Origin of the sequence: Aeromonas sp. 600774, from assembly GCF_049175075.1 — a bacterium.
In the GTDB taxonomy this organism is placed as follows: Bacteria; Pseudomonadota; Gammaproteobacteria; order Enterobacterales; family Aeromonadaceae; genus Aeromonas; species Aeromonas veronii_A.
Genome location: NZ_JAAKUJ010000007.1, coordinates 103,602 through 128,618 on the forward strand (window position 1 = coordinate 103,602; position 25,017 = coordinate 128,618).

The 25,017-nt window shown below is 58.8% G+C and carries 22 protein-coding genes; 20 read left to right on the plus strand and 2 right to left on the minus strand.

Annotation, left to right across the window (positions count from 1 at the left end; genetic code table 11):
* Positions 1–124: 124 nt before the first annotated feature.
* The 12 genes from hinT to tyrA all read left to right on the plus strand — a co-directional run bounded on the left by hinT (position 125) and on the right by tyrA (position 12,567).
* The gene (gene hinT, locus G5171_RS09425; RefSeq protein WP_421260085.1) at positions 125–475 is read left to right on the plus strand and encodes a purine nucleoside phosphoramidase; all 351 of its coding nucleotides are present in this window, start codon (positions 125–127) and stop codon (positions 473–475) included.
* A gap of 29 nt (positions 476–504) precedes the next feature.
* On the plus strand, positions 505–1,899 hold the full coding sequence (locus G5171_RS09430) for a COG3014 family protein (RefSeq protein WP_421260086.1): 1,395 nt from the start codon (positions 505–507) through the stop codon (positions 1,897–1,899).
* An 83-nt stretch (positions 1,900–1,982) separates the two neighbouring features.
* Positions 1,983–2,381, plus strand: a complete 399-nt coding sequence (locus tag G5171_RS09435; RefSeq protein ID WP_005334038.1) for a YcfL family protein — start codon at positions 1,983–1,985, stop codon at positions 2,379–2,381.
* Positions 2,381–2,977 carry a penicillin-binding protein activator LpoB gene (lpoB, locus tag G5171_RS09440; protein ID WP_005334041.1) on the plus strand — a complete coding sequence of 199 codons (597 nt, stop codon included), beginning with the start codon at positions 2,381–2,383 and terminating at the stop codon, positions 2,975–2,977. Before G5171_RS09435 ends, lpoB begins: the two co-directional genes overlap by 1 nt.
* A complete protein-coding gene (locus G5171_RS09445) occupies positions 2,967–3,812 on the plus strand; it encodes a phosphotransferase (protein ID WP_421260087.1) in 846 nt (281 codons plus the stop codon). Before lpoB ends, G5171_RS09445 begins: the two co-directional genes overlap by 11 nt.
* Positions 3,813–3,815: 3 nt before the next feature.
* A complete protein-coding gene (locus tag G5171_RS09450) occupies positions 3,816–4,673 on the plus strand; it encodes a DUF6279 family lipoprotein (RefSeq protein WP_421260088.1) in 858 nt (285 codons plus the stop codon).
* Positions 4,674–4,768: 95 nt separating this feature from the next.
* Positions 4,769–5,203, plus strand: coding sequence for a hypothetical protein (locus G5171_RS09455; protein WP_005344628.1), 435 nt, complete (start codon positions 4,769–4,771; stop codon positions 5,201–5,203).
* Positions 5,204–5,361: 158 nt separating this feature from the next.
* Positions 5,362–7,164 (plus strand): protein translocase subunit SecD, encoded by a 1,803-nt coding sequence (secD, locus tag G5171_RS09460; RefSeq protein ID WP_421260089.1) that lies wholly within the window; start codon positions 5,362–5,364, stop codon positions 7,162–7,164.
* Between the two features lie 150 nt (positions 7,165–7,314).
* Positions 7,315–8,232 carry a protein translocase subunit SecF gene (gene secF / locus G5171_RS09465; protein ID WP_421260090.1) on the plus strand — a complete coding sequence of 306 codons (918 nt, stop codon included), beginning with the start codon at positions 7,315–7,317 and terminating at the stop codon, positions 8,230–8,232.
* Positions 8,233–8,521: 289 nt separating this feature from the next.
* Complete coding sequence (glgC, locus tag G5171_RS09470) at positions 8,522–9,823, plus strand: glucose-1-phosphate adenylyltransferase (protein ID WP_158112320.1); 1,302 nt, start codon at positions 8,522–8,524, stop codon at positions 9,821–9,823.
* Between the two features lie 408 nt (positions 9,824–10,231).
* Entirely contained in the window at positions 10,232–11,305 is a 1,074-nt protein-coding gene (locus G5171_RS09475) for a 3-deoxy-7-phosphoheptulonate synthase (protein WP_421243971.1), read from the plus strand.
* Between the two features lie 134 nt (positions 11,306–11,439).
* The gene (gene tyrA / locus G5171_RS09480; RefSeq protein WP_421251210.1) at positions 11,440–12,567 is read left to right on the plus strand and encodes a bifunctional chorismate mutase/prephenate dehydrogenase; all 1,128 of its coding nucleotides are present in this window, start codon (positions 11,440–11,442) and stop codon (positions 12,565–12,567) included.
* Between the two features lie 543 nt (positions 12,568–13,110).
* On the opposite strand, the gene G5171_RS09485 is transcribed toward tyrA, so the two are convergent.
* Entirely contained in the window at positions 13,111–14,160 is a 1,050-nt protein-coding gene (locus G5171_RS09485; protein WP_005344614.1) for a porin, read from the minus strand.
* Positions 14,161–14,556: 396 nt separating this feature from the next.
* Here G5171_RS09485 and dinG point away from each other — a divergent pair, with 396 nt between their 5' ends.
* The 3 genes from dinG to G5171_RS09500 all read left to right on the plus strand — a co-directional run bounded on the left by dinG (position 14,557) and on the right by G5171_RS09500 (position 18,507).
* Positions 14,557–16,629: an ATP-dependent DNA helicase DinG gene (gene dinG, locus G5171_RS09490; RefSeq protein ID WP_216979049.1), complete on the plus strand. Its 2,073-nt coding sequence runs from the start codon at positions 14,557–14,559 to the stop codon at positions 16,627–16,629.
* Between the two features lie 140 nt (positions 16,630–16,769).
* Positions 16,770–17,429: a DUF2057 domain-containing protein gene (locus tag G5171_RS09495; protein ID WP_005344612.1), complete on the plus strand. Its 660-nt coding sequence runs from the start codon at positions 16,770–16,772 to the stop codon at positions 17,427–17,429.
* Positions 17,430–17,610: 181 nt separating this feature from the next.
* Positions 17,611–18,507, plus strand: a complete 897-nt coding sequence (locus G5171_RS09500) for a histone deacetylase (RefSeq protein WP_421243973.1) — start codon at positions 17,611–17,613, stop codon at positions 18,505–18,507.
* A gap of 136 nt (positions 18,508–18,643) precedes the next feature.
* Here G5171_RS09500 and ylqF read toward each other — a convergent pair whose 3' ends face one another.
* Complete coding sequence (gene ylqF, locus G5171_RS09505) at positions 18,644–19,594, minus strand: ribosome biogenesis GTPase YlqF (protein WP_005334061.1); 951 nt, start codon at positions 19,592–19,594, stop codon at positions 18,644–18,646.
* A 323-nt stretch (positions 19,595–19,917) separates the two neighbouring features.
* Here ylqF and G5171_RS09510 point away from each other — a divergent pair, with 323 nt between their 5' ends.
* The 5 genes from G5171_RS09510 to rnk all read left to right on the plus strand — a co-directional run bounded on the left by G5171_RS09510 (position 19,918) and on the right by rnk (position 24,938).
* Positions 19,918–21,315: an alkaline phosphatase gene (locus G5171_RS09510; RefSeq protein ID WP_421260091.1), complete on the plus strand. Its 1,398-nt coding sequence runs from the start codon at positions 19,918–19,920 to the stop codon at positions 21,313–21,315.
* 11 nt (positions 21,316–21,326) lie between these two features.
* The gene (locus G5171_RS09515) at positions 21,327–22,718 is read left to right on the plus strand and encodes an alkaline phosphatase (protein WP_421260092.1); all 1,392 of its coding nucleotides are present in this window, start codon (positions 21,327–21,329) and stop codon (positions 22,716–22,718) included.
* Between the two features lie 72 nt (positions 22,719–22,790).
* The gene (locus G5171_RS09520; RefSeq protein ID WP_421260121.1) at positions 22,791–23,477 is read left to right on the plus strand and encodes a hypothetical protein; all 687 of its coding nucleotides are present in this window, start codon (positions 22,791–22,793) and stop codon (positions 23,475–23,477) included.
* Positions 23,478–23,559: 82 nt separating this feature from the next.
* Complete coding sequence (locus tag G5171_RS09525; protein ID WP_128836039.1) at positions 23,560–24,297, plus strand: substrate-binding periplasmic protein; 738 nt, start codon at positions 23,560–23,562, stop codon at positions 24,295–24,297.
* 245 nt (positions 24,298–24,542) lie between these two features.
* The gene (rnk, locus tag G5171_RS09530; protein WP_005334070.1) at positions 24,543–24,938 is read left to right on the plus strand and encodes a nucleoside diphosphate kinase regulator; all 396 of its coding nucleotides are present in this window, start codon (positions 24,543–24,545) and stop codon (positions 24,936–24,938) included.
* The last annotated feature ends 79 nt before the right edge of the window (positions 24,939–25,017 follow it).

The following is a 25,017-nucleotide window of genomic DNA, read 5'->3' on the forward strand; positions in this document are numbered from 1 at the left end:
AAGGGAATGGGACATCAGCTGTGTCAAATCTCGGCTTGTGTCACACTTGACGCGCAGCTCGCCCCCTTTCGGGAGCCACTTGGGGTGCAAGTTCGATTTTCTTTTTCATATAAGGGAGTTAGCCATGGCGCAAGAAACCATTTTCAGCAAAATCATCCGTAAAGAGATCCCTGCTGACATCCTGTATCAAGACGATCTGGTCACCGCATTCCGGGATATTCACCCCAAGGCCAAGACCCATATTCTGATCATCCCCAATACCCTGATCCCCACCGTCAACGACGTGGAAGCCGAGCATGAGCTGGCTCTTGGCCGGATGTTCACCGTGGCCCGCAAGCTGGCCAGCGAGGCGGGCATCGCCGAAGATGGTTATCGCCTCATCATGAACTGCAACCGCCACGGCGGGCAGGAGGTCTACCACATCCACATGCATCTGGTCGGCGGCCAGCCACTGGGGCCGCTGCTCAGCCTGTGATCCTCCCGCGCGTTCGACTGGCCGGCCTGATGCTGGCCAGTGTCTTGCTGGGAGGCTGTGCCTCACACTGGCAGGATATGTTCGTCTCCTACTCCGATCAGATGGTGCCCCTGCGCAACCAGCTGCTGCTGGGCCATGCCGACGAGGCGCTGCCCGAGGTGCGTGACTCGACCCTTGGGGATGACTCCTTTGTGCTGGCTCGGCTCGAACAGGGACGCATTGCCTGGCTGGCAGGGCAAGATGCGGACAGCAAGCAGGCGTTCACCGCCGCCGACAGCCGACTTCAGTGGGAAGACAATCAGGCCGAATACCGGCTCAGTCACGGGCTCGATCAGGTGGGCAGCCTGCTCACCAACGATCAGTCGATGGCCTATCTCACCCCCGATTACGAACGCACCATGCTGCACCACTATCTGGCCCTCAACTACCTGCAACGGGGTGATGCCGATGGCGCCCTGGTGGAAGTACGCCGGGCCAATCAGGTGCAGGAGCAGGCGCTTAAACGGCGCGCCGATGAGGTACGCAAGGCGAAGGATGAGAGCGAAGAGGCCGAGGCTGAAGGCGAGATGCGCCAGCTGATGTCACGCGGCGCACCGGATCTCGACCGGTTGATCGGCAAGGTCAAGAACGGTTTTCAGAACGCCTACACCTTCTATTTTTCCGCCGTGCTCTATGAGGCGGCTGGGGATCTCAACGACGCCTGGGTCGACTATCAGCGCGGCTACCAGATAGCGCCGGACAACCGCAGCCTGCAGGATGCCTTGCTGCGACTGGCAGTGCTGCGTGGTTCACCGGACGAGATCCACGAGACAGAGAAAAAGGTGGGCCGCAAAGCGCCGCCGCTTGCAAAAGATCAGGGCCAACTGGTGGTGCTGTTTGAAGATGGTTTGATCCCGGCACGGCGCGAACTGTTCCTGCCGCTGCCCATCTCCACCTCTCGCGGCGATTTTCGTACCTTTACCGTGGCCATCCCCTATTACGATAATCGGGCCAGCGACACCGGCCCGCTGACGGTGAAAGTCGGCAAGCGGGTCGAGCAGACCAGCGAGCTGGTCAGGCTGGAAGCGCTGGCCGCCAAAGATCTGCAGGAGCGGCTGCCCGGCATGCTGACACGCCAGGCGCTGCGACTGGTGGCCAAGGAGCAGATGCGCCGCACCGCCGCCAAAGAGGGGGGGGATGTGGGCAATATTCTGGTGGGGATCTTCAACACCCTCTCGGAGCGGGCCGATACCCGCAGCTGGCTGACGCTGCCAGCTCAGGCATCGAGCTGGCAGGGGATGGTGCTGGCAGGTGACATCAATCTCACCCTGGGCGCGGGGGCAGCGCAGCGGCAATTGCCGCTCACCATCCACAAGGGACGCACCACCCTGGTCTGGGTACAGCGCCTTGGCGCCGGTCTGACCACCCGGGTGATGCCGCTCTGAGCAGATGGCGAAGAGAGATGAGCAAGACAATTAACCGGGCAGGCTCACACGCGGCCCCACTCACCCCGATTAAGGAGAGCAAGATGAAAGCATACGGGTTGGCCCTCGGGCTCGCGCTGCTGCTGACCGGCTGCGCCACCAACACCTCAGGCGTGGCGCTCTATGGCCCGGCGGGCGGTGCTCCCACGTTGGAGCAGCATCAAAACGTCAACGTCACCCTGACCGAGCTGAGCCGCCGCCAGCAAAATGGCCTGCTGCAGGTCAATGTAGCCGCCGCCAGCACCCAGCGCGGCGATAACAAGCTGCAATATATCTTCTATTGGTATGATGAGGCCGGTCAGGAGGTCGCCAGCGATGGCCGCGGCTGGACCCCCATCAAGCTGCATGGCTATCAGACCCGCACCCTTTCGGCCCTGGCGCCCAGCCCGGCGGCGCAGGGTTACCGGATTTACGTACGCGAAGTGATTGAGGAATCCTACTGATGAAAATGAATCATGCCCTGCTGATATTGACCTCTGCATTGCTCTTGGGCGGCTGCTCCAGCACCACCGTCAGCTATGGCGATCCCACTGAAACTGAAACCGTCACCGTCGATTACGGCTCAAGCGATCTGCAGGCCATCGCCGACAAGATGGCAGACTCCATGCTGGCGTCGCCAGCCACCAGCGAGATCACCGCAGGCGGTCGTCCGGTGATGTTTATGGACTCTATCCGCAACAAGACCTCCGAGCACATCGATACCGAAGCCATCACCGATACCATCCGCACCAAGTTGCTGCGGGCCGGCAAGTTCCGCTTCGTCGACATGAGCAAGGTGGCCGCCGTCAAGCAGCAGCTCGAATACCAGCAGAGCAGCGGTATGGTAGACCCGGCCTCCATGGTACGTCTGGGCAAGCAGACCGGTGCCCGCTACATGGTCTATGGCAACCTCGCCAGCATCGTCAAGGACAATGGCAAGGTGAAAGATGTCTACTACCAGATGACCATGAACCTGATGGATCTGCAAAACGGCGAACTGCTCTGGGCCGATCAGAAAGAGATCCGCAAACAGGCGAAGAAATCCACCTTTGGCTGGTAACAAGCTCCCGGTGACAGGCAACCGTGATCCGCTACTGGCCAGCCTGCCCGCCCCCTGGCGGGAGGGGCAGCTGGAACCACTCGGGTTAGGTCTGACCAACTGCAACTATCGACTGCGCCTCCCCTCGGGGCGCAGTTACTTTTTGCGTCAGGGCCACTCCGACCCGGTGCGCCTTGGCATCGACCGCCCCACCGAGTGGCAGCTTTATCAGGGGGCGATGGCCGAAGGGTTGGCGCTGCCCTGCCACTATGGCGATCCCGCCAGCGGTCTGATGTTGCTCGAATGGTGCGATGAGCCAAACTGGGTACACGCGGCGCCACCGGAAGCCGATCAGCCCCATCTGCTGGCAGAGGTGCTGCGCAAGCTCCATCGCCTGCCGCTACCTGCGGTGGTGATGGCGGTGCGGGCTCACGCCGCAGGCTATCGCGCTAGACTGGCCCACATTCCCTCCTGGCTGCCCGCCCTGGAGCGGAGCTTGCTCGCCAGCAGTGAACCAAATGATTGCTGGCGCCCTTGCCACCATGATCTCAATCCGGCTAACTTGTTGGGAAGCAAACCCTGGGTCATCGACTGGGAGTATGGCGCGGCAGGTCACCCCGGCTTTGAGCTCGCCAGCATCCAGCGTACCCACGAGTGGCCCGCCGAGCGGCGCGACGCGCTGGAAGCGCACTATCTGCAGGCCCTGCCGCGCCACTTGTGGCCCGACTTTCAGAGCGAGGCATTTTTACCCTGGGTCGACTATATCGGCCTGCTCTGGGCCCTGCTGATGGCAGAGCAACAGCCCTCACTCGACTATGACACCCTGATCGCCATCAACCGGCAACGACTGGAGTAACAGATGATAAACAAGTTGCGCTGGCACAAGCCGAAAACCTGGGGTCTGCTGCTGATCGGCCTGCTGCTGACCGGCTGCTCCACCCGGGTGATCTACTATTGGCTCGATACCGCCATCATCTGGCAACTGGATGACTACTTCGCCCTCTCCTACTCCCAAAAGGATCTGCTCAGCCGCGAAGTGAAGGGGCTGATGGCCTGGCATCGCCAGCACGAGCTGCCACGCTACGCCAAGGATCTCGACGCGCTGGCCAAGGCGGTGGCCAGCCCCATGACGCCGGAGCAGATCTCGACCAATCTCGATGCGGTGCAGCAGAGCCTGACCCGCACGCTGGAAAATACTATCCCCCGCGCGGTCAGGCTGGCGCGCACCCTGACCGATGAGCAGGTGGCCCGCTTTATGACCGATCGGGTCAAGCGGCAACAGGAGCGGCAAAAGGACTTTGCCACTGAGCCCAAAGAGCAGATGCTGGCGGAGTTTCGCGACAAGATGAACAAGCGGCTCGAGTTCTGGATTGGCGAGGTGAAACCGGCACAGGCACCACTGGTGGCCCAGTGGGCCGAATGGCAATACGAGCTGATGCCCCCCTGGCTCGAGTTTCAGGAGTCCTGGACCCAGGAGCTGGACAGGCTGATGAAGCAGCGCCAGAGTCCCGACTTTACCCGCGAGCTAACTGACCTGCTGGCCGAGGGGGATGGGCTGATGGATGGCCGCTTTACCGGCTATACCGAACAGTCGCGCCAGCGTACCGTCAACTGGCTGAGCGCCATGAGCCAGTCGCTGGATATCTCCCAGCGGGCACATCTCTACTCCCTGCTCAAGGGTTATGCCCGCGACTTCAAGCAGATGAGCGGCAGCTGACGAGCGGCACCGAATGGTGCCATGCGCTCGGGGCCGCCTTGTTCAAACCAGGCGCGTGTGGTAGTTTGCCCTTTCTATTTATCGGGAATTAACTTTTGCGCCTTATCGACAAAGCCAAACTGGTGCTGGTAACCCTGGTTATCGCCCTCACCCTGCTTTGTTCCATCACTCGAATGGAAGGCCCCCTGCTGTCCGCATCTCCCCAGAGTGAACAGCAGCAGAGTCAGGCGCTCAATCAGCTTAGCGACAGCGATGATGGCATCATCAAATTTGTCGGCAGCCATCAGAATCACCTGCTGCGTCTCGAACAATCCCTGCGCAGTGACAACCAGCCCAACAGCGTGGTCTACGAGCTGATCCAGAGCTGGTCTGCCCAAGCCATCCTGCTGTTGCTGCTCGGCTGGCTGATGCTGGCACCCGAGCTCTATCACAAACAGAGTTTTCGCGATCGCTTCGGTGCGATCCATCGGCGCCATCTACAGCGCCAACATCTGCAATATCGCTTCACCCAGAGCTATCTGAGCGCCTGACCCCGGAGGGGCTGGCACATCCACTGTTTGCTCATCTCCTCTTCCTGACGGATCCGGCGGCAGCCTGATCCGCATCTGATGCATCCCATTTTTTGCGCCTTGCCGAGCCTTGTTGCTATCGGCCCGGGCACCATTCTCCTGACAGAGGCTTGTTTGCCATGAGAAAGAGCAATCGCACCGTTCTCAACCGCATGAGCAAGTGGCAGTACGCACTGCTGCTGTTGATGCTGTTGACCTTTACCTTTTACTCCCTGCCCACCTTTTTCGGTGAGCAGCCCTCCCTCGGCCTGCACGGACAGCAGCGCCTGACCACCCAGCAGCAGATGCTGCTGAGCGACAAACACCTGACCCCGGTCAAGGTCATTGAGCAACCTGAGCGGGTCGAGCTGGTCTTTGCCAGTCAGGGCGATCAGCAGCGCGCCAAGCAGTTGCTGGAACAGCAAGGGGGCGACAGTGCCGCCCTGACCCTGGAATTTCACTCCAACGCGCCGACCTGGATCACCCGCCTCGGCGCCGACCCCATCAAGCTGGGGCTGGATCTGCGTGGCGGCTCCCAACTGCTGATCGGGGTGGACGTGGACTTTGTCATCGACAATCAGACCAAGAATCTGGTGGATACCCTGCGCACCCGCTTCCGTGAAGCCAATCTGCGCGGCGCCAGCGTCACGCGCACGGCACAAGGCGCCGTAGCCGTCACCCTGCCGGAGGTGGCCGAACAAGAGAGCTGGCTCGCCATCATCAAGGAGAGTGCTGGTACCCGTCAGGATCAGTGGAAGCTGACCCGCTCCGGCAATGATCTGAAACTGGTGCTGAGCGATGCTGAGCGCACCCTGCTGGTCAACAACGCCGTGACCCAGAACCTGTCGATCCTGAAAAAACGGATCAACGAACTCGGCATCGTCGAGGCCTCAGTGGTGCGTCAGGGCCAAGATGGCATCCGGATCGAACTGCCTGGGGTGCACAACCCCAAGCAGGCGAAAGAGGTGATCGGGGCCACCGCCTCGCTGGCCTTCTACGAGGCCAAAGCCGACAGCCACTTCTATATCGCCGATCGCAACGGTCAGGCCGTAGGCATGGCACGCAAGCCGGTACTCACCGGCGAGCACATCGTCGATGCCCGCGCCAACATGGGCGAAATGGGTCAACCCCAGGTCAATATCGTGCTCGACACCCTGGGTGGCAGCAAGATGAACCAATTCAGCCGCCAGCATGTGGGCAAGCCGATGGCAACCGTCTTCACCGAGTACAAGACCAACGCTCAGGGCAAACTACGCGCCCAGAGCGAGGTGATCAACGTCGCCACCATCCAGACCGCCCTTGGCAACCAGTTCCGCATCACCGGCATTGGCAGTCTGCCGGAGGCGCAAGAGCTGGCAATGCTGCTGCGTGCCGGCGCCCTCACCGCCCCTCTCAAGATCCTGGAAGAACGCAGTATTGGCCCGACGCTGGGGATGCAGAATATCGAGGCGGGCTTCACCGCGCTGGCCTTCGGCATGGCGGGCATGATGCTGTTCATGATGGCCTGGTACCGCAAATTCGGTTGGGTTGCCATCACGGCGCTGGTCGCCAACCTGTTGATGCAGGTCGGCATGCTGGCAGTGCTGCCGGGCGCCGTGCTGACCCTGCCGGGGATCGCCGGTCTGGTGCTGACGGTGGGTATGGCGGTGGATACCCATGTGCTGATCTTCGAGCGGATCAGGGACCGTCTGCGAGAAGGAGGCTCACTGGCCAACGCCATCGATTTTGGCTATCGCTCGGCCTTCCACACCATTTTCGATGCCAACATCACTACGCTCATCTGTGCTGTGGTGCTCTACTCCATCGGCTCCGGGCCGCTGCAGGGCTTCTCCATCACCCTTATTCTGGGTCTGCTCTCCAGCATGATCACCGGGATCTGGGGGACGCGCGCCATCATCAATCCCCTGTGGGGACGCAGCAGCGAGCGCACGCTGAAGGTGTAACGGGACAGCCGTCCCTCTGATGAGCGGCTTTGGTTGCGCCATCGGCCATGGATATGGCCGGGGCGGCCAAAGCAGAACACTATTTCCCGGCGTGTCGCGACACGTCGTGATGGGCCAACAGCCAGATGCTGGCTGGCCAAGGAGAAAATTATGTTGAGAATGATCGTTGCCATGGGGCTGACCCGTTGGCGTTATATTGGCCTGTGGGCTTCTATCCTGCTGACCGTGGCCAGCGTCGCCATCTTGCTGGTGAACGGCCTGACACTGGGGCTCGATTTTACCGGCGGGATCCTGCTGGAGCTTCATATCCAGACCCTGAAAGAGGCCCATGAGCTCAATGCCATGCTGGTCTCCCCGCTGGCGGGGGCCGTTGAGCTCAGCTCGGCCGGTATTCCCGGCGAGTGGCTGATCAAGCTGCCCCCCCACGAACTGCCCTGGCCCGCGGCGGATCTCGCCACCATGCTGACCCAACAGCTGGGGATGCCGGTCGAGTTGCTGCGCACCACCATCGTCGGCCCTCAGGTGGGTGCCGAACTGTTCCAGCAGGGGATGCTGGCCGTGCTGGTCGCTTCGCTGGCGATGTCGGCCTATCTGGCGTTTCGCTTCGAGTGGCGTCAGGCCATCGGCATCCTGCTCTCGGTGGTCCATGACGCCATCGTGGCGCTGGGGCTGCTGTCACTCTTTCAGATCGAATTCGATCTGAACATCATCGCCGGTTTGATGGCGGTGATCGGCTACTCCCTCAACGACAGCATCGTCATCTCGGACAGGTTGCGGGATCTGCTGAGCTCGCGTACCCAGATGGGCATCCACGAATGCTCCGATGTGGCCATCAAGGCGACCTTCAGTCGCACCATGATCACTTCGGGCACCACCCTGTTTACCGTGGGCGCATTGTTGCTGTTTGGCGGTGACGCCCTCTACGGCTTCTCCTTCACCCTGTTTGCCGGGATCCTGGTGGGCACCGTCTCCTCCATTACCGTCGCCTCGACCGTGCAGGAGCTGCTTGGGCTCACCCCGCAGGCCTACCAGAAGAAGAGCGAGGAGCCACTGGCCAACGCAGCCTGAACCTTGTTAACCAGGCCCGGCTTACCGAGTCTCAACGAACCGTGCCCCTGCCAACCATTGGCAGGGGCTTTTTCCATCCCTCCTCTCGGTCTCTCGCCGCCCCTTTTTTTGCTCGGCTCGCTTCAATTGACAACTGACCATATTGAAAGCAATGACGGATCAACCCGTCATTTTTAATAACAAAAAGGTCATTTTATTACGTCAGAAACCATAAAATGTGACTGAAAGCACTTTCTTGAGGGCTCAAAGGAGGCAACATTGTAGTGATTTATCTACAAAGGGATATGAGATGTTGTTACAACCTGCCAATACAGCAAAATCCAGACAGTTGCTGAACGAGACCATGGCTTTGGTACTCGCAGGAGGGCGGGGTAGTCGCCTCAAACAGTTAACCGACAACCGTGCAAAACCTGCCGTTCATTTCGGCGGCAAATTCCGCATCATCGATTTCGTGCTCTCCAACTGCATCAACTCCGGCATTCGTCGGGTAGGTGTCGTGACCCAGTACAAATCCCACAGCCTGTTGCGCCATCTCCAATCGGGCTGGTCTTTCCTGCGCTACCAGATGAACGAGTTTATCGATCTGCTCCCTGCCCAGCAGCGGGTGGATGAGGTGAACTGGTATCGGGGTACCGCCGATGCGGTCTACCAGAATCTGGATATCATCCGCGATCACGCCCCCAAATATGTGGTGGTGCTGGCAGGCGATCACATCTACAAGATGGATTACGCCGCCATGCTGCTCGACCACGTCAATATGGGCGCCAAGGTGACCGTTGCCTGCATCGAGGTGCCACGCAGTGAAGCAAGCGCCTTCGGTGTAATGGCGGTGGATGATGATCGCAAGATCAATGCCTTCGTCGAAAAGCCTGCTAACCCGCCCGCCATGCCGGGCAAGGCCGACACCGCGCTGGCCTCAATGGGCGTCTATATCTTCGATGCGGAGTATCTCTATCAGCTGCTGGAAGAGGACATTGCCAACGAGCAGTCCCATCACGATTTCGGCATGGACGTGATCCCCCGCGTGGTGAAAGAGGGCACCGCATTCGCTCACCCGTTTGGCATGTCCTGTGTCGGCTGCTGTCCGGATCGCCGCCCCTACTGGCGCGATGTGGGCACCGTGGACTCCTTCTGGGAGGCCAATATGGATCTCGCTTCCGTCACGCCGGAGCTCGATATCTACGATCAGGACTGGCCCATCTGGACCAGTCAGAACATGACTCCTCCCGCCAAGTTCGTGCAGGACCGAAACGGCCAGCACGGCATGACCATCAACTCCATGTTTGCCGGGGGCACCATCGTCAGTGGCTCTTTCATCCTGAGTTCGGTGCTCTTTACCAATGTGCGGGTCGACTCCTTTTGCACTCTGGATCAGGCCGTTATCTTCCCGGGTGTGGAGATTGGTGCCGGTTGCCGACTGCGCCGGGTGGTGATCGACAAGGGGTGCAAACTGCCGGAAGGCACGGTGATCGGTGAAAACGCCGATGAAGATGCACGTCGCTTCCACCGCTCCGAGCAGGGCATAGTGCTGGTCACCCAGGGGATGCTCACTCGCCTGAACAAAGAGCTGCAGGAAAAACAAAAGCGCTGATCCGCAGCCAGACGGGATCCCCCTTCCTACCGCAAAGGGAGCCATCATGGCTCCCTCTTTCTATGGCTGACCAGATAGCCACCTCACACCATCATTGCCATCGCGTAGCTGTGCAGCAGAGATGACATTCACTGTGCTCGAACAGCTGAACAATGCAGCCTTTACGCCTCAAACTGTAAACATTAAATTACAAAATAACCATTAACCCTCCGAAAACCTCTCTGTATTATTCCTGTTCGCACTATATAGCAGCTCCTTTATCTGACTTTTTAGCGGTAAATCCGCTAGTTTCACTTGATTGTTTGTTTTTCCTTGGTAAGGTGAGGGCGGTTGCGTAACAAAGCAGGTACCAACGTAAACATATCGGTACAATCGCTTTTGGCTTAATACAGTAGAGAGAATGAAATCATGCAAAGAGACCCCCTGAACAACATCCATATCCAGTCCGAACAAGTGATGATCACGCCTGCCCAGCTCAAGGAGAAGTTACCCATCTCCGACAAAGCGCTGGCATTCGTGCAAGGGGCCCGCAATACCATCGCCGACATCATCCACCGTCGCGATCACCGCTTGCTGGTGATCTGTGGTCCCTGCTCCATCCACGATATGGACGCCGCCAAAGAGTACGCAACCAGACTCAAAGCGCTGCATGATGCCTATCAGGACTCTCTCTACATTGTCATGCGGGTCTACTTTGAGAAGCCGCGCACCACAGTCGGCTGGAAAGGCTTTATCAACGACCCCAATCTGGATGGCACCTTCGATGTGGAGCTGGGGCTTCATCGTGCCCGCGAGCTGCTCTGCTGGCTGGCGGAGCTGGAGTTGCCGCTGGCCACCGAAGCGCTCGACCCCATCAGCCCACAATACCTGGCCGAGCTCTTCTCTTGGTCGGCTATCGGCGCCCGCACCACCGAATCCCAGACCCACAGGGAGATGGCGTCCGGCCTCTCCATGCCGGTCGGCTTCAAGAACGGCACCGACGGCAACCTGGGGACCGCCATCAATGCGCTGCAGGCGGCCTCCTCCCCTCACGCCTTTATGGGGATCAACCAGCAGGGCCAGGTTGCGCTGCTGCAGACCCAGGGCAACCCGGATGGCCACGTGATCCTGCGCGGCGGCAAACATCCCAACTACGACTCGGTCAACGTGTCGCTGGCGGAAGAGGCGCTGGAGAAAGCGGGCCTGCTGCCGAGCCTTGTGGTGGATTGCAGCCACGGCAACTCCAGCAAGGATCACCGTTTGCAACCCAAGGTGGCCGACAACGTCATCCACCAGATCCAGGAGGGCAACCGCTCCATCATCGGGGTGATGCTCGAATCCAACCTGTTCGAGGGCAACCAGTCCAGCGAGCAGCCCAAGGAGCAGATGCGCTACGGGGTCTCCATCACAGATGCCTGCATCGACTGGGACACCACCGCCACCCTGCTGGCCCGCTGCCACAGCCAGCTGGCTGACCCTCTCAAGGGCAGAACTGCGCGGTAAGCCGTGGTATCTTGTCGTAACCTATTGAACAATCGAGGTATCACCGCTGGTGGCATCAAGCCGCTCACGCCGTGATACCTTGTTGCATCTTGAATTTCAGGGCGCCGCCGCTGCGGCGCCAGCAGGGACTGGATATGGCTGAAGAGTTGAATGTACTCAGGGACAAGATAGATGCGGTGGACAAGCAGCTTATCGATCTGCTGGCCGCCCGTCTGGCCCTGGTGGGAGAAGTGGGTGAGGTAAAGAGTCGCTACGGCCTGCCCATCTATGCACCGGATCGGGAAGCGAGCATGCTGGCCCGCCGCCGCGCCGAGGCCGAGCAGTTGGGAGTGCCCGGCGATCTCATCGAAGACGTACTGCGCCGGGTGATGCGCGAATCTTACGCCAGCGAGAAAGATACCGGCTTCAAATGCATAAAGCCGGACCTTGGCAAAGTGGTCATCATCGGTGGTCAGGGCCAGCTTGGTCGGCTGTTCGGTCATATGTTCAGCCTCTCAGGCTATCGGGTCGAGACGCTGGAGCAAGCCGACTGGCCACGCGCTGACGAGATCCTCGCCGACGCGGGTCTGGTGATGGTGGCGGTGCCCATCGATATCACCTGCCAGATCATCGACCGCCTCGGCAACTTGCCCGCCCACTGCCTGCTGGTGGATGTCACCAGCGTAAAAGCGGCGCCGCTCGAACATATGCTGGCGGTACATCAGGGGCCGGTACTGGGACTGCACCCCATGTTCGGGCCGGATGTGGCGAGTCTCGCCAAGCAGGTGATCGTCTGCTGCCAGGGTCGTAACCCCGTCGCCAGCCAATGGCTGCTGGATCAGATGACCATCTGGGGCGCCCGCTTGCAACAGGTGGAAGCCAAGGCCCACGATGAGGCGATGACCCTCATTCAGGCACTGCGTCACTTCGCCACCTTTGCCTATGGCTGGCACCTCTCCCGGGAGCAGGCCAATCTGGATCGCCTGCTGAGTTTGAGCTCCCCCATCTACCGGCTGGAGCTCGCCATGGTGGGGCGGCTGTTTGCTCAGGATCCCCACCTCTATGCCGACATCATTTTGTCGTCACCGCAGAATCTGGCGATGATCCGCCGCTACTACCAAAACTTCGGCGAAGCGCTGGGGCTCTTGGAGCGGGGGGACAGGGACGGTTTCATCGAGGCCTTCTCGCAAGTCTCCGGTTTCTTCGGCGAGCATGCCGACCAGTTCCTGCGTGAAAGCCGCATGCTGCTGGCCCAGGCCAACGACCGCCGCCAACACGGCTGATCCTGCAAAAGCAGCTACCTCATATCGCCAGAATGGGAAGATGCCTGAGCATCTTCCCATTTTATTTGTTACATATTTAAACACTGACGTCAGTCACGCTCGGCCTTACGTCGAGCCCCACCGCTGACTGGCCTCAATGCCCTCATCTGGCGCTGCCTCACATCCAGCAAGTATGCCTCCTCAATATCCACGCAATCCGCGCAAATAGCACCGCCCCTTGCAAGGGCTGCCAGATTCTAACGGTCAAACCAAACGGCTGCGAGCAAGGCTGTACGACGCAAAGAAGAACAGTGCCTCCCATCAAAGAGATAAGCAGGAAGCAGGAAGCAGGAAGCAGGAAGCAGGAAGCAGGAAGCAGGAAGCAGGAAGCAGGAGAGATTAACCGAGACAGATGGTTTGCCAAAGCTCACTTAACACAGCAATCCAGCGATTTATCATGGCGCCAATACGTTGTCGCCAAAAAAGAAAATGGCCGAGAAATTATCTCGGCCAATCGTAGCCTGGTCAAAGACTCAAGCCTGGATATTACTCATGTGCAACTTATTAGAAGTTGTACTGCAGAGCAACAGTCCACTCGTCGTCATGCTTCTCGATACCCTGGATCTTGTACTCGGTGTAAGCTTTCAGCTTCGGAGTGAAGGCGTACTGAACACCCAGCAGAGTTTCGTCAACCAGATCCTTGTAAGTAGAACCGGCAGCTTGAGCGTTGGCCTTGCCTTCTTTGAAGTTGTAGCCAGCCAGGAAGGTCCAGGCGTCTACGTTGTAAGATGCAGCCAGCTCGTAGCCACGGCCGTCATCTTTCATACCCAGGCTCTTGTTCTTAACTTGGCTTTCGGTGTAAACACCAGCAAAGTAGAAACCATTGATAGCGTAGTGCGCGCCAACAGCCCACTCGTCTTTCTTACCAGTGTTGCCGTTAACTTTGTTCTGCAGATCAGAGTAGGCATAACCGGCATTGAAGCCCAGGCCGAAGTCGAAGTCGTAACCAGCGGCAGCTGCATAGGCTTTCTTACGCTTAACATCGGAACCGAAGATTGCATCTTCTTTAACTTTCTGACCTACGTCGGTGATCTTGACAGCTACGTCGTCGTTGGTCTGGTAGGAAACCTTGCCTTTGAAACCACCAAAGGTGTTGGAGTAGATAACCTGGCCTTCTTGACGACCGTCATAGAAGTTACCTGCATCACCCCATTCGTTGAAAATATCGGTCGGCTCCAGCACGTCGTAGAAAGCGGTGTCGGTCTGACCAAAGATGATTTTACCGTACTGGGTGCCGTCAAAACCTGCATAGATATGACGAGCGTCGAACTTGCTAGACTTACCGTCGCTGCCCTTGTCAGAGTTTTCAGCAGCTACTTGCCACTCGGTCTTGGCAATACCGGACCATGTGTTGTTCAGAGCAACTTTACCGGACCAACCCAGACGGGAGGAGCCAATCAGCTCGCCGTCGGTATCATCGTGTTCACCGTAGTAGTTAGCTTGTACACGACCGTATACGTCGAAAGTGGTACCGTCTTTGTCATAGATCACTGCTGCGTTAGCGGCGGATGCAAACAGAGCCGGAATAGCAATAGCCAGAATTGTCTTTTTCATAGTTTCCAATGCCTACTGTAATTAAACACTAAGTTGTTGTTATTCCCTGTGTTAGCGATGTTCTTTGCATCACTATGCCGCCGAGACTAGCACCGGATTTTTTGAACCGCAATGAAAAAACTTGGAACTTTTTATGGAAACCATAGTCATGGAGACAAAAATGTGAGCCAGATCTCACCTAAAAAGCAGCTAAAAGGGAAACGTTTGCAATCTATTTAGCTGCTTTTTTGAACTTAAACGGTGTGTTTTGTATGCGCATGAAGCCAGATGCCTGATAAACCCCCAAGGTTGTCTAAGTAGCGAGAAACCATTGTGAGAATGGATGTCTCCTCGACCTCTCCAAGGGGTTACGGGTATCCTTGTCTTCCGATTAACTCCCAAGCTGACTTTATCTTTATGCTCTCGACTCGCCTCAAAGCCATCATCCGTCAGACTTATCGCCAGATTGCGGATGAATTACCCGGTTTTGTACCGCGCAAGGAGCAGAATTTTCTGGTAGCCGAAATCGCCAAGACGTTAACCGGGGAGTACGATAAACAGCGCCGCATTCTGGTTGCCGAAGCCGGCACCGGCATCGGCAAATCACTCTCCTATGCACAAGGCGCTATTCCGGTAGCTCGCCTTACCCAGAAGAAGCTGGTGATCTCCACCGCCACCGTGGCGCTGCAAGAGCAGCTGATCCACAAAGACCTCCCCTTCTACCACCGCCACAGTGAGCTGCCGTTTCGTTTCATGTTGGTCAAAGGACGCCAGCGCTACTGTTGCGAGCATCTGCTGGAGCAGGCAGCCAGTGGTGCCGAGATGGCCAACTTTGAGCTCGACTTTGGCAGTCTGAGCAAATCCAAGCCATCTGACAGCGACAAAGATCGCTACCAGGCCCTGTGGCAGGCCTACACCAATGGCAAATGGGATGGGGATCGGGACAACTGGCCAGAGCCCATTCCCGACACTTGCTGGGATCGCATCGCCGCCGACCGTCATACTTGCAACAAAGCGCTGAGCCATCACCAGCACTGCCCCTTTCATCGCGCCCGCAACGACATGGATAGCGCCGATGTACTGGTGGTCAACCATGCGCTGCTGCTTTCCGATCTCACCATGGGCGGAGGTATCATCCTGCCCCCCCCAGATGAATGCATCTATGTACTGGATGAAGCCCATCACCTGCCTACCATTGCCCGGGATCACGGCGCGGCGTCGGCCAGTATCAAAGGTTCACGCCGCTGGCTGGAGAAGCTGGTGCAAAGCGCAGGCAAGCTGGCGCGGACGCTTAATAAGGAAAGCCTGCTCGACCCCCAACTCAAATTGCAGGATGCGCTGGCCTCCATCCAACCCGACTTGAAGGCGGTCGAGCAGTGGCTCGGCGCCAACGATCGGCTGTTTGGCAGTGACCCCCACTATCGTTTCGCCGAGGGGGTGTTGCCGGATCCCCTGCCCATGCTGGCAGAGAACCTCAAGGAGTCGAGCAAGAAAGCGTTGCGGGCGCTGGATAGGATGCAGGGAGCGATCGGTGAAGCACTGAAAGATGGCGAGATCCGCCGTAAGGAGGCAGAACCCCTGCTGGCCGAGAGCGGTTTTCATCTGCAGCGGCTGGAGAGTTTCTGCGCCCTGTGGGAGATGCTGGGGCGCCATATCCCGACAGGCAAAACCCCGCTCGCCCGCTGGATGGCCAAGAGCGATGATGGCGATATCTGGCTGCATGCCTCCCCCATAGAGGTGGGATATCTGCTGGAGGAGTGGCTCTGGTCGAAATGCCTGGGGGCCGTGCTGGTCTCGGCAACGCTCACCGCCCTCTCATCCTTTAGTTATTTTCGCCATCAGGTAGGGCTCAAAGAGCATGACGGCACCCGATATCTGCGCCTGCGCTCACCGTTTGACTACCAAAAGGCCGAGCTCTATCTGCCCAAAATGGCGCACGAACCCAACTCGCCTGCTTTTACCAGCGAGCTTGTCAGCGTGCTGCCGCGCATTCTGGCGGGCAAGGAGGCGAGTCTGGTGCTCTTTTCCTCCTACCGGCAGATGAATGAGGTGGCTGTTGGCTTGCGAGCCAAGGGACTATCACTGCTGGTGCAGGGGGAAGCCTCCCGTAGCGCCCTGCTCACCCTGCACAAGCAAAAATGCGATGGCGGTCAGGCCAGCATCCTGTTTGGTACCGGCAGCTTCTCGGAGGGGCTGGATCTGCCGGGTCACTACCTTACCAATCTGGTGATCACCAAGCTCCCCTTTGCGGTGCCCAACTCGCCGGTCGAGGAGGCCACCGCCGAGTGGGTGGAGCAGCGAGGAGGCAACCCGTTCCTGCAACTGACAGTGCCGGAGGCATCGCGCAAACTGATACAGGCCTGTGGTCGACTCATCCGCAAAGAGGCCGATCGGGGGCGGGTCACCATCCTTGACCGGCGATTGCTGACCAAACGTTATGGCAAGGGGTTGCTCGATGCCCTCCCGCCGTTCTCTCGGCGGATCGAGTAATCAAACCACTGTATAAATAAAAAAATCAACAGCAGACCACTCTTTAGTCACCGGAAAGAGCCATTGCCGCAGTAGGCCAAACCTGTAAAAATGAGCCCCTGTTTTCAGTGGGCAATCGCCTGACTGTTCAAGGAGATGAAATGAAACTGACTGTTCTGGTACCGGCGCTGGCTGGTCTGTTGTGGGCCGGTAGCGCCCTGGCTGATGCCCAACTGGAAGTATCCAACCCTTACATCGTGCAGCTGATCGATGGCCAATCCATCAACCCCAAGCTGCTCGACAAAACCAGCACCTTCCCCCTCTCTGCCGGCAAGCACCAGTTGGTCGTCGCCTTTGAAGGCAACTACTCCAGCCGTAACGAAATCAAGCTGGTGACCGCCGAGCCGCTGGTGCTGAACTTCACCGCCGCCGACAATCAGCAACTGGTGCTGGACTATAAAAAGCCCCGTAATGAAGCAGAAGCCAAACAGTTCCTGAAAGATCAGAAAGTGGCGCTGAAAGACAAGGTCACAGGGCAGCAAGTGAGCAGCGAACAATTCGTGATGCCAAAAGTAGAGGGCTTCCAGCTGACCCGTGACTATCAGCAAGAGCTGATCAACATGGGCAAAGCATTCAACCAGCCCAAAACCGTTGCTGTCTCCTCTGCTGCCGTGATGGCAGCCGCCAGCGCACCAGTCGTGGCTGCGCCGAGCAAGGCACAGAGCAATCCGGAAGCCCTGACCCAGCTGCAAAACTGGTACAACAAGGCGGATGCGGAAACCCGCAAAGCCTTCCAGATCTGGGTTATCCAGCAGCAATAAGCCGGGCTGAGATATTGACAGAAAGGGGAGCCAAGCTCCCCTTTTCCATATCCTGTGGCCTCACTCACGACTCGCCTTGATTTACGCGCTTCCTCTTTCTTTTTATATAGAGAGTGCATATATGGGTTCATCTGCTGATTCCATATATAGAAAGCGCCACCTTGCCAGGGAGAATGGCACCATGTCGTTGCGCATTTTCTATCACCCCCTCTACTCCTCCCTGACGTTACCCGAACGCCATCGCTTTCCGCTGGCCAAGTATCAGGGGCTGTTTGAGCAGTTGCAGGCACGGGGTTACCCCCTTGGCGAAGCACCTGCGGCCACCCGGGAGCAAATCTGCCGCATTCACGATGCTGATTATGTCGCGGCGGCCCTGAGCGGCCAGCTTGAAGATCGCGCCATCCGCAAGATTGGTTTTCCCTGGTCACCCATGCTGATGGAGCGCACCTTGCGCTCGGTGGGTGCCACCATTGCCGCCAGCCGCTATGCAATTGAGCAGGGCTGCGGCTTGCAGATCTCCGGCGGCTATCACCACGCCCATCGGGATCACGGCAGCGGTTTTTGTCTGTTCAACGATCTGGTGATTGCCGCCCAGACCTGCCTCGACGAGGGGGGCTGTGAACAGGTACTCATCGTCGATCTCGATGTGCATCAGGGAGATGGCAGTGCGGCCTTGTGCACTGGGCGGCGCGATATCATCACCCTCTCCCTCCATGGGGAGCACAACTTTCCCCATCACAAAGCCGCTTCTCACCTCGATTTTCCGCTGCCTAGCGGCATGACGGACGATGCCTATCTCACTACACTGCAACAGGCGCTCTCACTGGCACTGCGCCTCTATTCGCCGGATCTCATCCTCTATCAGGCGGGCGTCGATGTGCATCATGCCGACGAGCTTGGCTATCTCTCCCTGAGTGATGAAGCGGTTCGCCTGCGCGATGCCATGGTGTTTGACTGTGCACTGCTGCACGGCGTGCCCATCGCTGCAGTGCCCGGTGGCGGCTATCGCCGCGACTGGCAACAGCTGATCCCGCTTCATATGTCGCTGTTTGAGACGGCGCGACAACGTTTTGGCTGATTACATGCCTTTATATGTCGGGCATTTCACCAGATAAAACAGAAGAGGCGACCCCTGGGGTCGCCTCTTCTTGTTTCGTCATCTCGGTCACACAAGCTCGCTCGTTGTCGGGCAAGCTCGGGACGCCTGAGGATAACTATTTCTGACGCTTGCGGGCGTACTTGCGGCGGGCGCGGGCTTGACGCTCCTCTTCCCGCTCGGCCTTCTCTTTGGCTTTTTGCTCGGCTTCTGCGGCGGCTTCGACAATCTCGACGCTCACCATTTCCGGCGTCTCCAGCGAGATGCGGCCAAGCAGTCCAGAGCGGAACTCGTTGATCAGGATCTCGGACGCCTTGTGCAAGTCGGCCAGCCCCCCTTTGCGCATAAAGGCCCGCTGGCGAGCGATCATCTCCAGCAGCTCGATCTCGGTTTCGGGCAACTCGTCAATCTGGTAGCGCGCCTTGATCCGCTCCGGATAGGCCTTGATGAAGTAGTCAGCGGCGAACATGGCGATATCGGCATAGTCGAACACAGTGTCTTTAATGGCCGCGGTGATGGCCAGACGATAACCGCAGGAGGGCGGGTTGAGCTTGGGCCAGAGGAAACCCGGGGTATCGGTCAGGATGACGTTGTTATCCAGCTTGATCCGCTGCTGGGACTTGGTCACCCCCGCCTCGTTGCCGGTACGGGCGATGATGCGCCCGGCCAGGGTATTGATCAGGGTGGACTTGCCCACGTTGGGGATCCCCATGATCATCGCCCGCACGCCGCGCAGCTCAAAGTTGCGTTCCGGCAGCATCTCGTGGCAGAGGGTCAGCAGTTGTTTGATCTTCTCCGGCTCTTGTTGTGTCAACGGCAGCGCCTTAATCCCCTTCTCTTTTTCCATGTGCGCCACCCACAGATCGGTGATCGCCGGATCGGCGAGGTCCGCCTTGTTCAGCACCTTGATCACCGGGGTGTCACCACGCAGCTCGGGTACCAGCGGGTTTTCGCTGGAGAAGGGGATGCGGGCATCGAGCATCTCGATGATCACATCGACCTGGGGCATGACCTCGGCAATCTCTTTGCGGGCCTTGTGCATGTGACCGGGGAACCAGTTGATGGACATATCCGTTACTCTCTGTGGGGGCTGCGGGCGCGCGAATGGAACAACAGGCGCTCTGCCGCGGGCATCGAACGAAGGGGGCGCATTTTACCTGCTGCGGGCCTCTTTTGACAGGTCATTCTAACCATCACCTCATCAAATCAGCAAACCGCCGAGGCGAAGCAACCTTGCCGGAAACGGCCGGGCCAATCCGCTCAATTGATAGATAACACATTGATATAATGTAACATTTTTATCATCTTTTCACACAACCGTCACCGATTGTCAGTAAAAGTGTCATCTGCCCCCTCTAGGCTGCGCTCAGGTTTTACAAGGAGCGAACCCCAATGAGAAAAATGGCAGGACTTGCAGTGATGATCGGCGCCGCCCTGGCTGCCGGCTGCAAATCAGACAATGACACGGTGGCGACCAAGCCCGCAGCCCAACCCACCAACGTCATCTTCTTCCTCGGTGACGGCATGGGCCTCAACACCCTGACGGCCGCCCGCATCTACGGTGTCGGCGAAGAGGGTGATCTCACCATCGATATCCTGCCAGAGACGGCCTTTATCAAGACCTTCTCCCACGATGCCCAGGTCACTGACTCGGCCCCCTCCATGGCGGCCTACATGACCGGGGTCAAGAGCAACAACGGCGTCATCAGCATGGACGGCGACGCCACCTATGAGAGTGACTGCAGCAAGAGCGCCGGCAAGCCGGTGACCACCCTGCTGGAGCTGGCCAAAGCCGATGGCCGCGGTACCGGCGTGGTGACCAGTACCCGGGTAACCCACGCCACCCCGGCGGCTACCTATGCCCATATCTGCAACCGGGATCTGGAAGCCGATATCGCCGTCCAGCTGGTACCGGGCGGCAAAGGATACAACAGCGCCCTCAAGGAGGGGCTGGATGTGGTGCTCGGTGGCGGCAGCAGTTTCTTCCTGCCCAAAGCCGACAAGGGCAAGCGGGAGGATGGCCGCAACCTCATCAGCGAAATGCAGGCCAAGGGCTACCAGTTTGCCAGCAATCTGGATGAGCTGAACAAGGCCGATGCGGGCAAGCCGCTGCTGGGACTGTTTGGTTCCAGTCACATGAAATATGACCTGGACCGCCCCGCCAGCGAGCCGTCACTGGCCCAGATGACCCTGGCCGCCATCAAGCAGCTCAAGGGCAAAGAGAAGGGTTACTTCCTGATGGTGGAAGGGGGCCGTATCGACCACGCCCTGCACGACACCAACGCCAAGCGGGCGCTGCAGGACACCATCGCCTTCGACAACGCCATCAAGGCCGCCATCGACGAGGTGAAAAAGAGCGACCCCGAGCTGAAAAACACCCTGATCGTGGTCACCGCCGACCACGACCACACGCTAGTGCTCAACGGCTATGCCAAGCGCACCGGCAAGACCACTGCCGACAACCCCGGCGTACTCGGGCTGGTGAAGAACTACGAGACTGGCGAGCCAAGCAAGGATAGCGAGGGCATGCCCTACACCATCATAGGTTTTGGCAACGGCTACAACCGGGTGGATGGCCCGCGCAGCAGCGTCGCCCCGCTCGACGATGCCACCGTCTCCGCCAATGACTACCACCAGGAAGTGGTGGTCAAGGTGGGCGAGATCGGCAACGAGACCCACGGCGGCACAGATGTCTTCCTCGGCGCCATCGGCAAGGGGGCTGACAGCTTCCATGGCTCACTCGATAACACCGCCGTGTTCGGCAAGATCAAGGCTGCGGCCAAGCTGTAAGGAGCACTTTCATGAGCAAACAGATGAACACATCCATCAAGCACACGCTGGTCTGCGCAGCCCTGTTCAGTGCGCTGGGCGCAACCTCCCAGGCACAGGCCGCTGATGCCAAAAACGTCATTCTCTTTATCGGTGATGGCATGGGGCCCACCGTGCTCACCGCCACCCGCCTGTTCAAGGTGGGAGAAGAGGGCAATCTGGAGATGATGAAACTGCCGCGCAGTGCCCGCATCAAGACCTTCTCCAACGATGCCCAGACCACCGACTCGGCCCCCTCCATGGCGGCCTACACCACCGGGGTCAAGATGAACAACGAGGTGATCGCCATGAGCAGCGACACCAAAGCCGTCGCCCCCGGCAAAGACGTCAATGGCAACAAAACAGTCAACAATTGCAGCAGCGATAACGGCAAGCCGGTGCCCACCATCCTGGAGCTGGCCAAGGCGGCAGGCAAATCGGTCGGGGCCGTCACCACCACCGAGCTGACCCACGCGACCCCGGCGGCTACCTACGCCCACATCTGCCATCGGGATGCCGCTTATGACATCGCTGCACAAGCTGTTCCCGGAGGAACTGGTTTCAACCAGGCGCTGGGGGATGGGGTCGATGTGCTGATGGGCGGTGGCGCCAACCACTGGACTCCCTACAGCGCCAGCAACAAGGGCGGTCGTAATGACAACCGCGACCTGACCGCGGAGATGAAGGCACAGGGATACAGCTATGTCACCACCCAAAGTGAACTGGCCAAGGTCACCAGTGGCAAGGTGCTCGGTCTGTTCAGCAGCAAATCCCACCTCGACTACGAGCTGGATCGGGTCGCCAAGGGGGCTGCCAATACCCAGCCGTCCCTCTCCGAAATGACCGCCAAGGCGATCGACCTGCTGAGCAAGAACAGTCAGGGTTACTTCCTGATGGTAGAAGGCGGCCGGATCGATCACGCCCTGCACGGCACCAATGCCAAGCGCTCGCTCACCGACGCGGTGGCACTGGATGAGGCGGTCAAGACGGCGCTGGGTAAAGTGGATCTCAACAATACCCTGATCGTGGTCACCGCCGACCATGACCACACCATGACCATTAACGGCTACTCCGCCAAGGGCAGTCCGGTGCTGGATCTGGTGAAAAATGGCGACGGCTCGACCCAGAACGACGTGGATGGCAAGCCCTTCACCACCCTGGTGTTCGGTAACGGCCCCAACCGCCCCGATGTGCGTTCCGTCCTCACCAGCGATCAGGTGATGGCCAATGACTATCTGCAGGAGACCGGCGTCAAACTGACATCGGAAACCCACGGCGGCGGCGATGTGATGCTGTTTGCCGATGGCGCCGGCAGCAACCGCTTCAAAGGCACACTGGATAACACCAAGGTGTTTGGCAAACTGCGGGAGGCGCTCGGCCTGTAAGCAGCAGGGGCCCGGGTGCATCTGAGCAATTGACTCAGCGGCCCGGGCCCCGGTTCTTTCGAGCGACAGATGATGATGCGACTTTTGCTTTCGTTATGGCTGCTTGGCAGCACCCTCGCCTTCCCCCTGCATGCTGACGACACGCCCCCGGATCTCGCCGCCCGGATCAGCTATCACGACCGGAACACCGGCAGCGATGGCATCGCCAGAGAGAGTGTCTGGCAAGAGAAGTGGCTGCGCGTGGGCAATCAGGTGTGGAGCCAGCGGCTCATTCCCCTCCCCCTTGCCCGTGCCTATCACGCCACTCACGACGCCACGCCCGGCCACAAGCACTTTACCCACCAGATGGCGGCCCGCTGGGTCAGTCGCAGTGATGAGGGTGAACTTCAGCTGCGCTATGCCGACAGCTGGCACAACCAGCTGGTTGAAGTACCGGTGGAAGAGTATGGCCAGGTGGCCTTCAAACCCGACTGGCCGCGGATCCGCCATCTCGTCAACCCGGCGCTGATCGAGGGGATGACCCCGCTGAATGAGGCCGCCCCCGAGCAGGCCCGCTGGTATGAAAAGCGCGAAGGGCAGCAACGAACCCGGATTCTCTGGTCGAGTCAGTGGCAGATCCCGCTGGTGGTCGAATCGGCCAGTCTCGATGGCTATCGCAGCTACCGGATGGAGGTGACCCTGCGCAAGCTGCCTGCTCAGCTCCCCTGGCAGCAACTCGCTGATTACGAAGTGCGCGATCTGCGGGATTTCTTCGACTGAGATCCCAACCCCTCAGCGAGCCCAACGACAACGCAGGCAGGAATGTTACACTCTGCTCATTCGACTCTGACTCACGACCTTGATGCGCGCTCTCTGCCTGCCCTTTTTTGCCCTGCTGTTATTGCTGGTGAACACCGGTGCCCAGGCTATTGTGCTGGTGGCGGCCGAGCTGCCCCCTTACGTCATTCGCTCCTCTCACGGCAAACCAAGCGGTGTCGCCATCGAGATCATGGAGGAAGCAGCCCGCCGTCTAGGCGAGCCGCTGACCATCGAGCTGATGCCACTTCCACGTGCACTGACCCAGACAATTCACCGCCCCGATGTATTGATGATACCGCCCGTGCGAAGTAGTCAGCGAGAGCACCTCTATCAGTGGGTAACGCCCATCCTCGATGAGCAGTTTTTGATCGTCAGCGATCGCCGGTTTCACCCAAAAGCACTGAAAAGCAGCGATTTGAAAAACCTTGATGTGGGCGTGCTGCGCTACTCGTTTGGTCAACACCTACTCAAGCAACGCATCGGGATCCGGGGAGAGACAGTGGCAGATGAGCAACTAAACGCTCATAAACTCCATCGCGGTCGCATTGATGCCTGGGTCGCCGCATGGAATGTCATCCTGTATGCCCAACAACAAGACAAACGCTCATCACAACAGCTGGTTCGCGGGGAAGTGTTGATGAACACCCAACTGTTCCTGGCCGCTCACAAGGATTTCCCCTTCAAACAGGCGCAGCGCTGGCAAGCCGTAATCGACGAGATGCGCCATGATGGCACACTGGCGCGGATCATCCGTCAGTACAACTATCAGGCTCCTGAGTAGTCACTCAATCGCGGTTGCCAAGGCCGGCCAGAATGGTTATGGTAGCCCTATGAAAATACTCGCTATTTCCTCGCATTTGCTCACACCCTGCTGAGCCCCCGCCTCGCTCCTTCGGCCGCGAGTCGCTTGGGGGCATGGCATTTTCAATCGATTGAACCTGTTGAATCCATTTTTGTAACACTTTGCGTGATGGCCAACCTGCACCCGCCGGTATGGGCCTATCCGCTATTGATAAGGAATATCTTATGAAACAACCTCATCTGGTTATCTCCAGCCTTGATCTGGACCGTATCGAACAACTGCTCGGCAACCATCCGCAGCATCTGGCCCTGCAAGAGGAGCTGGACCGCGCCGAGATCCGCGAACCGGCCGACATGCCGCCGGACGTGGTCACCATGAACAGCAAGGTACGCTTCAAGATGCAGAGCAGCGGCAACGAGTTCTGCCTCACCCTGGTCTACCCGCGCGATGCCAAGGGCGACGAGAGCAACATCTCGGTACTGGCGCCGGTAGGCAGCGCCCTGCTCGGCCTGAAAGTGGGCGACAGCATCGCCTGGCCGGGCCCGGCCGGTCGCACCATCGAGGTAGAAATTTTGGAAGTGGTCTATCAGCCGGAGCGCGCCGGCGAACTGCACCGCTGAGTCCCCCGGGCTGGTCATCTCCCTGTTGATCAGCCCGCTTGCTCGCCCTTGCCAGCTGATCCCGATCAAGCTTTACGCA

Excerpts from the sequence above, each read along its gene's own strand:
- hinT (WP_421260085.1), top strand. The coding sequence starts at position 125 with ATGGCGCAAGAAACCATTTTCAGCAAAATCATCCGTAAAGAGATCCCT.
- G5171_RS09430 (WP_421260086.1), top strand. The coding sequence starts at position 505 with ATGCTGGCCAGTGTCTTGCTGGGAGGCTGTGCCTCACACTGGCAGGAT.
- G5171_RS09435 (WP_005334038.1), top strand. The coding sequence starts at position 1,983 with ATGAAAGCATACGGGTTGGCCCTCGGGCTCGCGCTGCTGCTGACCGGC.
- lpoB (WP_005334041.1), top strand. The coding sequence starts at position 2,381 with ATGAAAATGAATCATGCCCTGCTGATATTGACCTCTGCATTGCTCTTG.
- G5171_RS09450 (WP_421260088.1), top strand. The coding sequence starts at position 3,816 with ATGATAAACAAGTTGCGCTGGCACAAGCCGAAAACCTGGGGTCTGCTG.
- secD (WP_421260089.1), top strand. The coding sequence starts at position 5,362 with ATGAGAAAGAGCAATCGCACCGTTCTCAACCGCATGAGCAAGTGGCAG.
- secF (WP_421260090.1), top strand. The coding sequence starts at position 7,315 with ATGTTGAGAATGATCGTTGCCATGGGGCTGACCCGTTGGCGTTATATT.
- glgC (WP_158112320.1), top strand. The coding sequence starts at position 8,522 with ATGTTGTTACAACCTGCCAATACAGCAAAATCCAGACAGTTGCTGAAC.
- G5171_RS09475 (WP_421243971.1), top strand. The coding sequence starts at position 10,232 with ATGCAAAGAGACCCCCTGAACAACATCCATATCCAGTCCGAACAAGTG.
- tyrA (WP_421251210.1), top strand. The coding sequence starts at position 11,440 with ATGGCTGAAGAGTTGAATGTACTCAGGGACAAGATAGATGCGGTGGAC.
- G5171_RS09485 (WP_005344614.1), bottom strand. The coding sequence starts at position 14,160 with ATGAAAAAGACAATTCTGGCTATTGCTATTCCGGCTCTGTTTGCATCC.
- dinG (WP_216979049.1), top strand. The coding sequence starts at position 14,557 with ATGCTCTCGACTCGCCTCAAAGCCATCATCCGTCAGACTTATCGCCAG.
- G5171_RS09495 (WP_005344612.1), top strand. The coding sequence starts at position 16,770 with ATGAAACTGACTGTTCTGGTACCGGCGCTGGCTGGTCTGTTGTGGGCC.
- G5171_RS09500 (WP_421243973.1), top strand. The coding sequence starts at position 17,611 with ATGTCGTTGCGCATTTTCTATCACCCCCTCTACTCCTCCCTGACGTTA.
- ylqF (WP_005334061.1), bottom strand. The coding sequence starts at position 19,594 with ATGTCCATCAACTGGTTCCCCGGTCACATGCACAAGGCCCGCAAAGAG.
- G5171_RS09510 (WP_421260091.1), top strand. The coding sequence starts at position 19,918 with ATGAGAAAAATGGCAGGACTTGCAGTGATGATCGGCGCCGCCCTGGCT.
- G5171_RS09515 (WP_421260092.1), top strand. The coding sequence starts at position 21,327 with ATGAGCAAACAGATGAACACATCCATCAAGCACACGCTGGTCTGCGCA.
- G5171_RS09520 (WP_421260121.1), top strand. The coding sequence starts at position 22,791 with ATGATGCGACTTTTGCTTTCGTTATGGCTGCTTGGCAGCACCCTCGCC.
- G5171_RS09525 (WP_128836039.1), top strand. The coding sequence starts at position 23,560 with ATGCGCGCTCTCTGCCTGCCCTTTTTTGCCCTGCTGTTATTGCTGGTG.
- rnk (WP_005334070.1), top strand. The coding sequence starts at position 24,543 with ATGAAACAACCTCATCTGGTTATCTCCAGCCTTGATCTGGACCGTATC.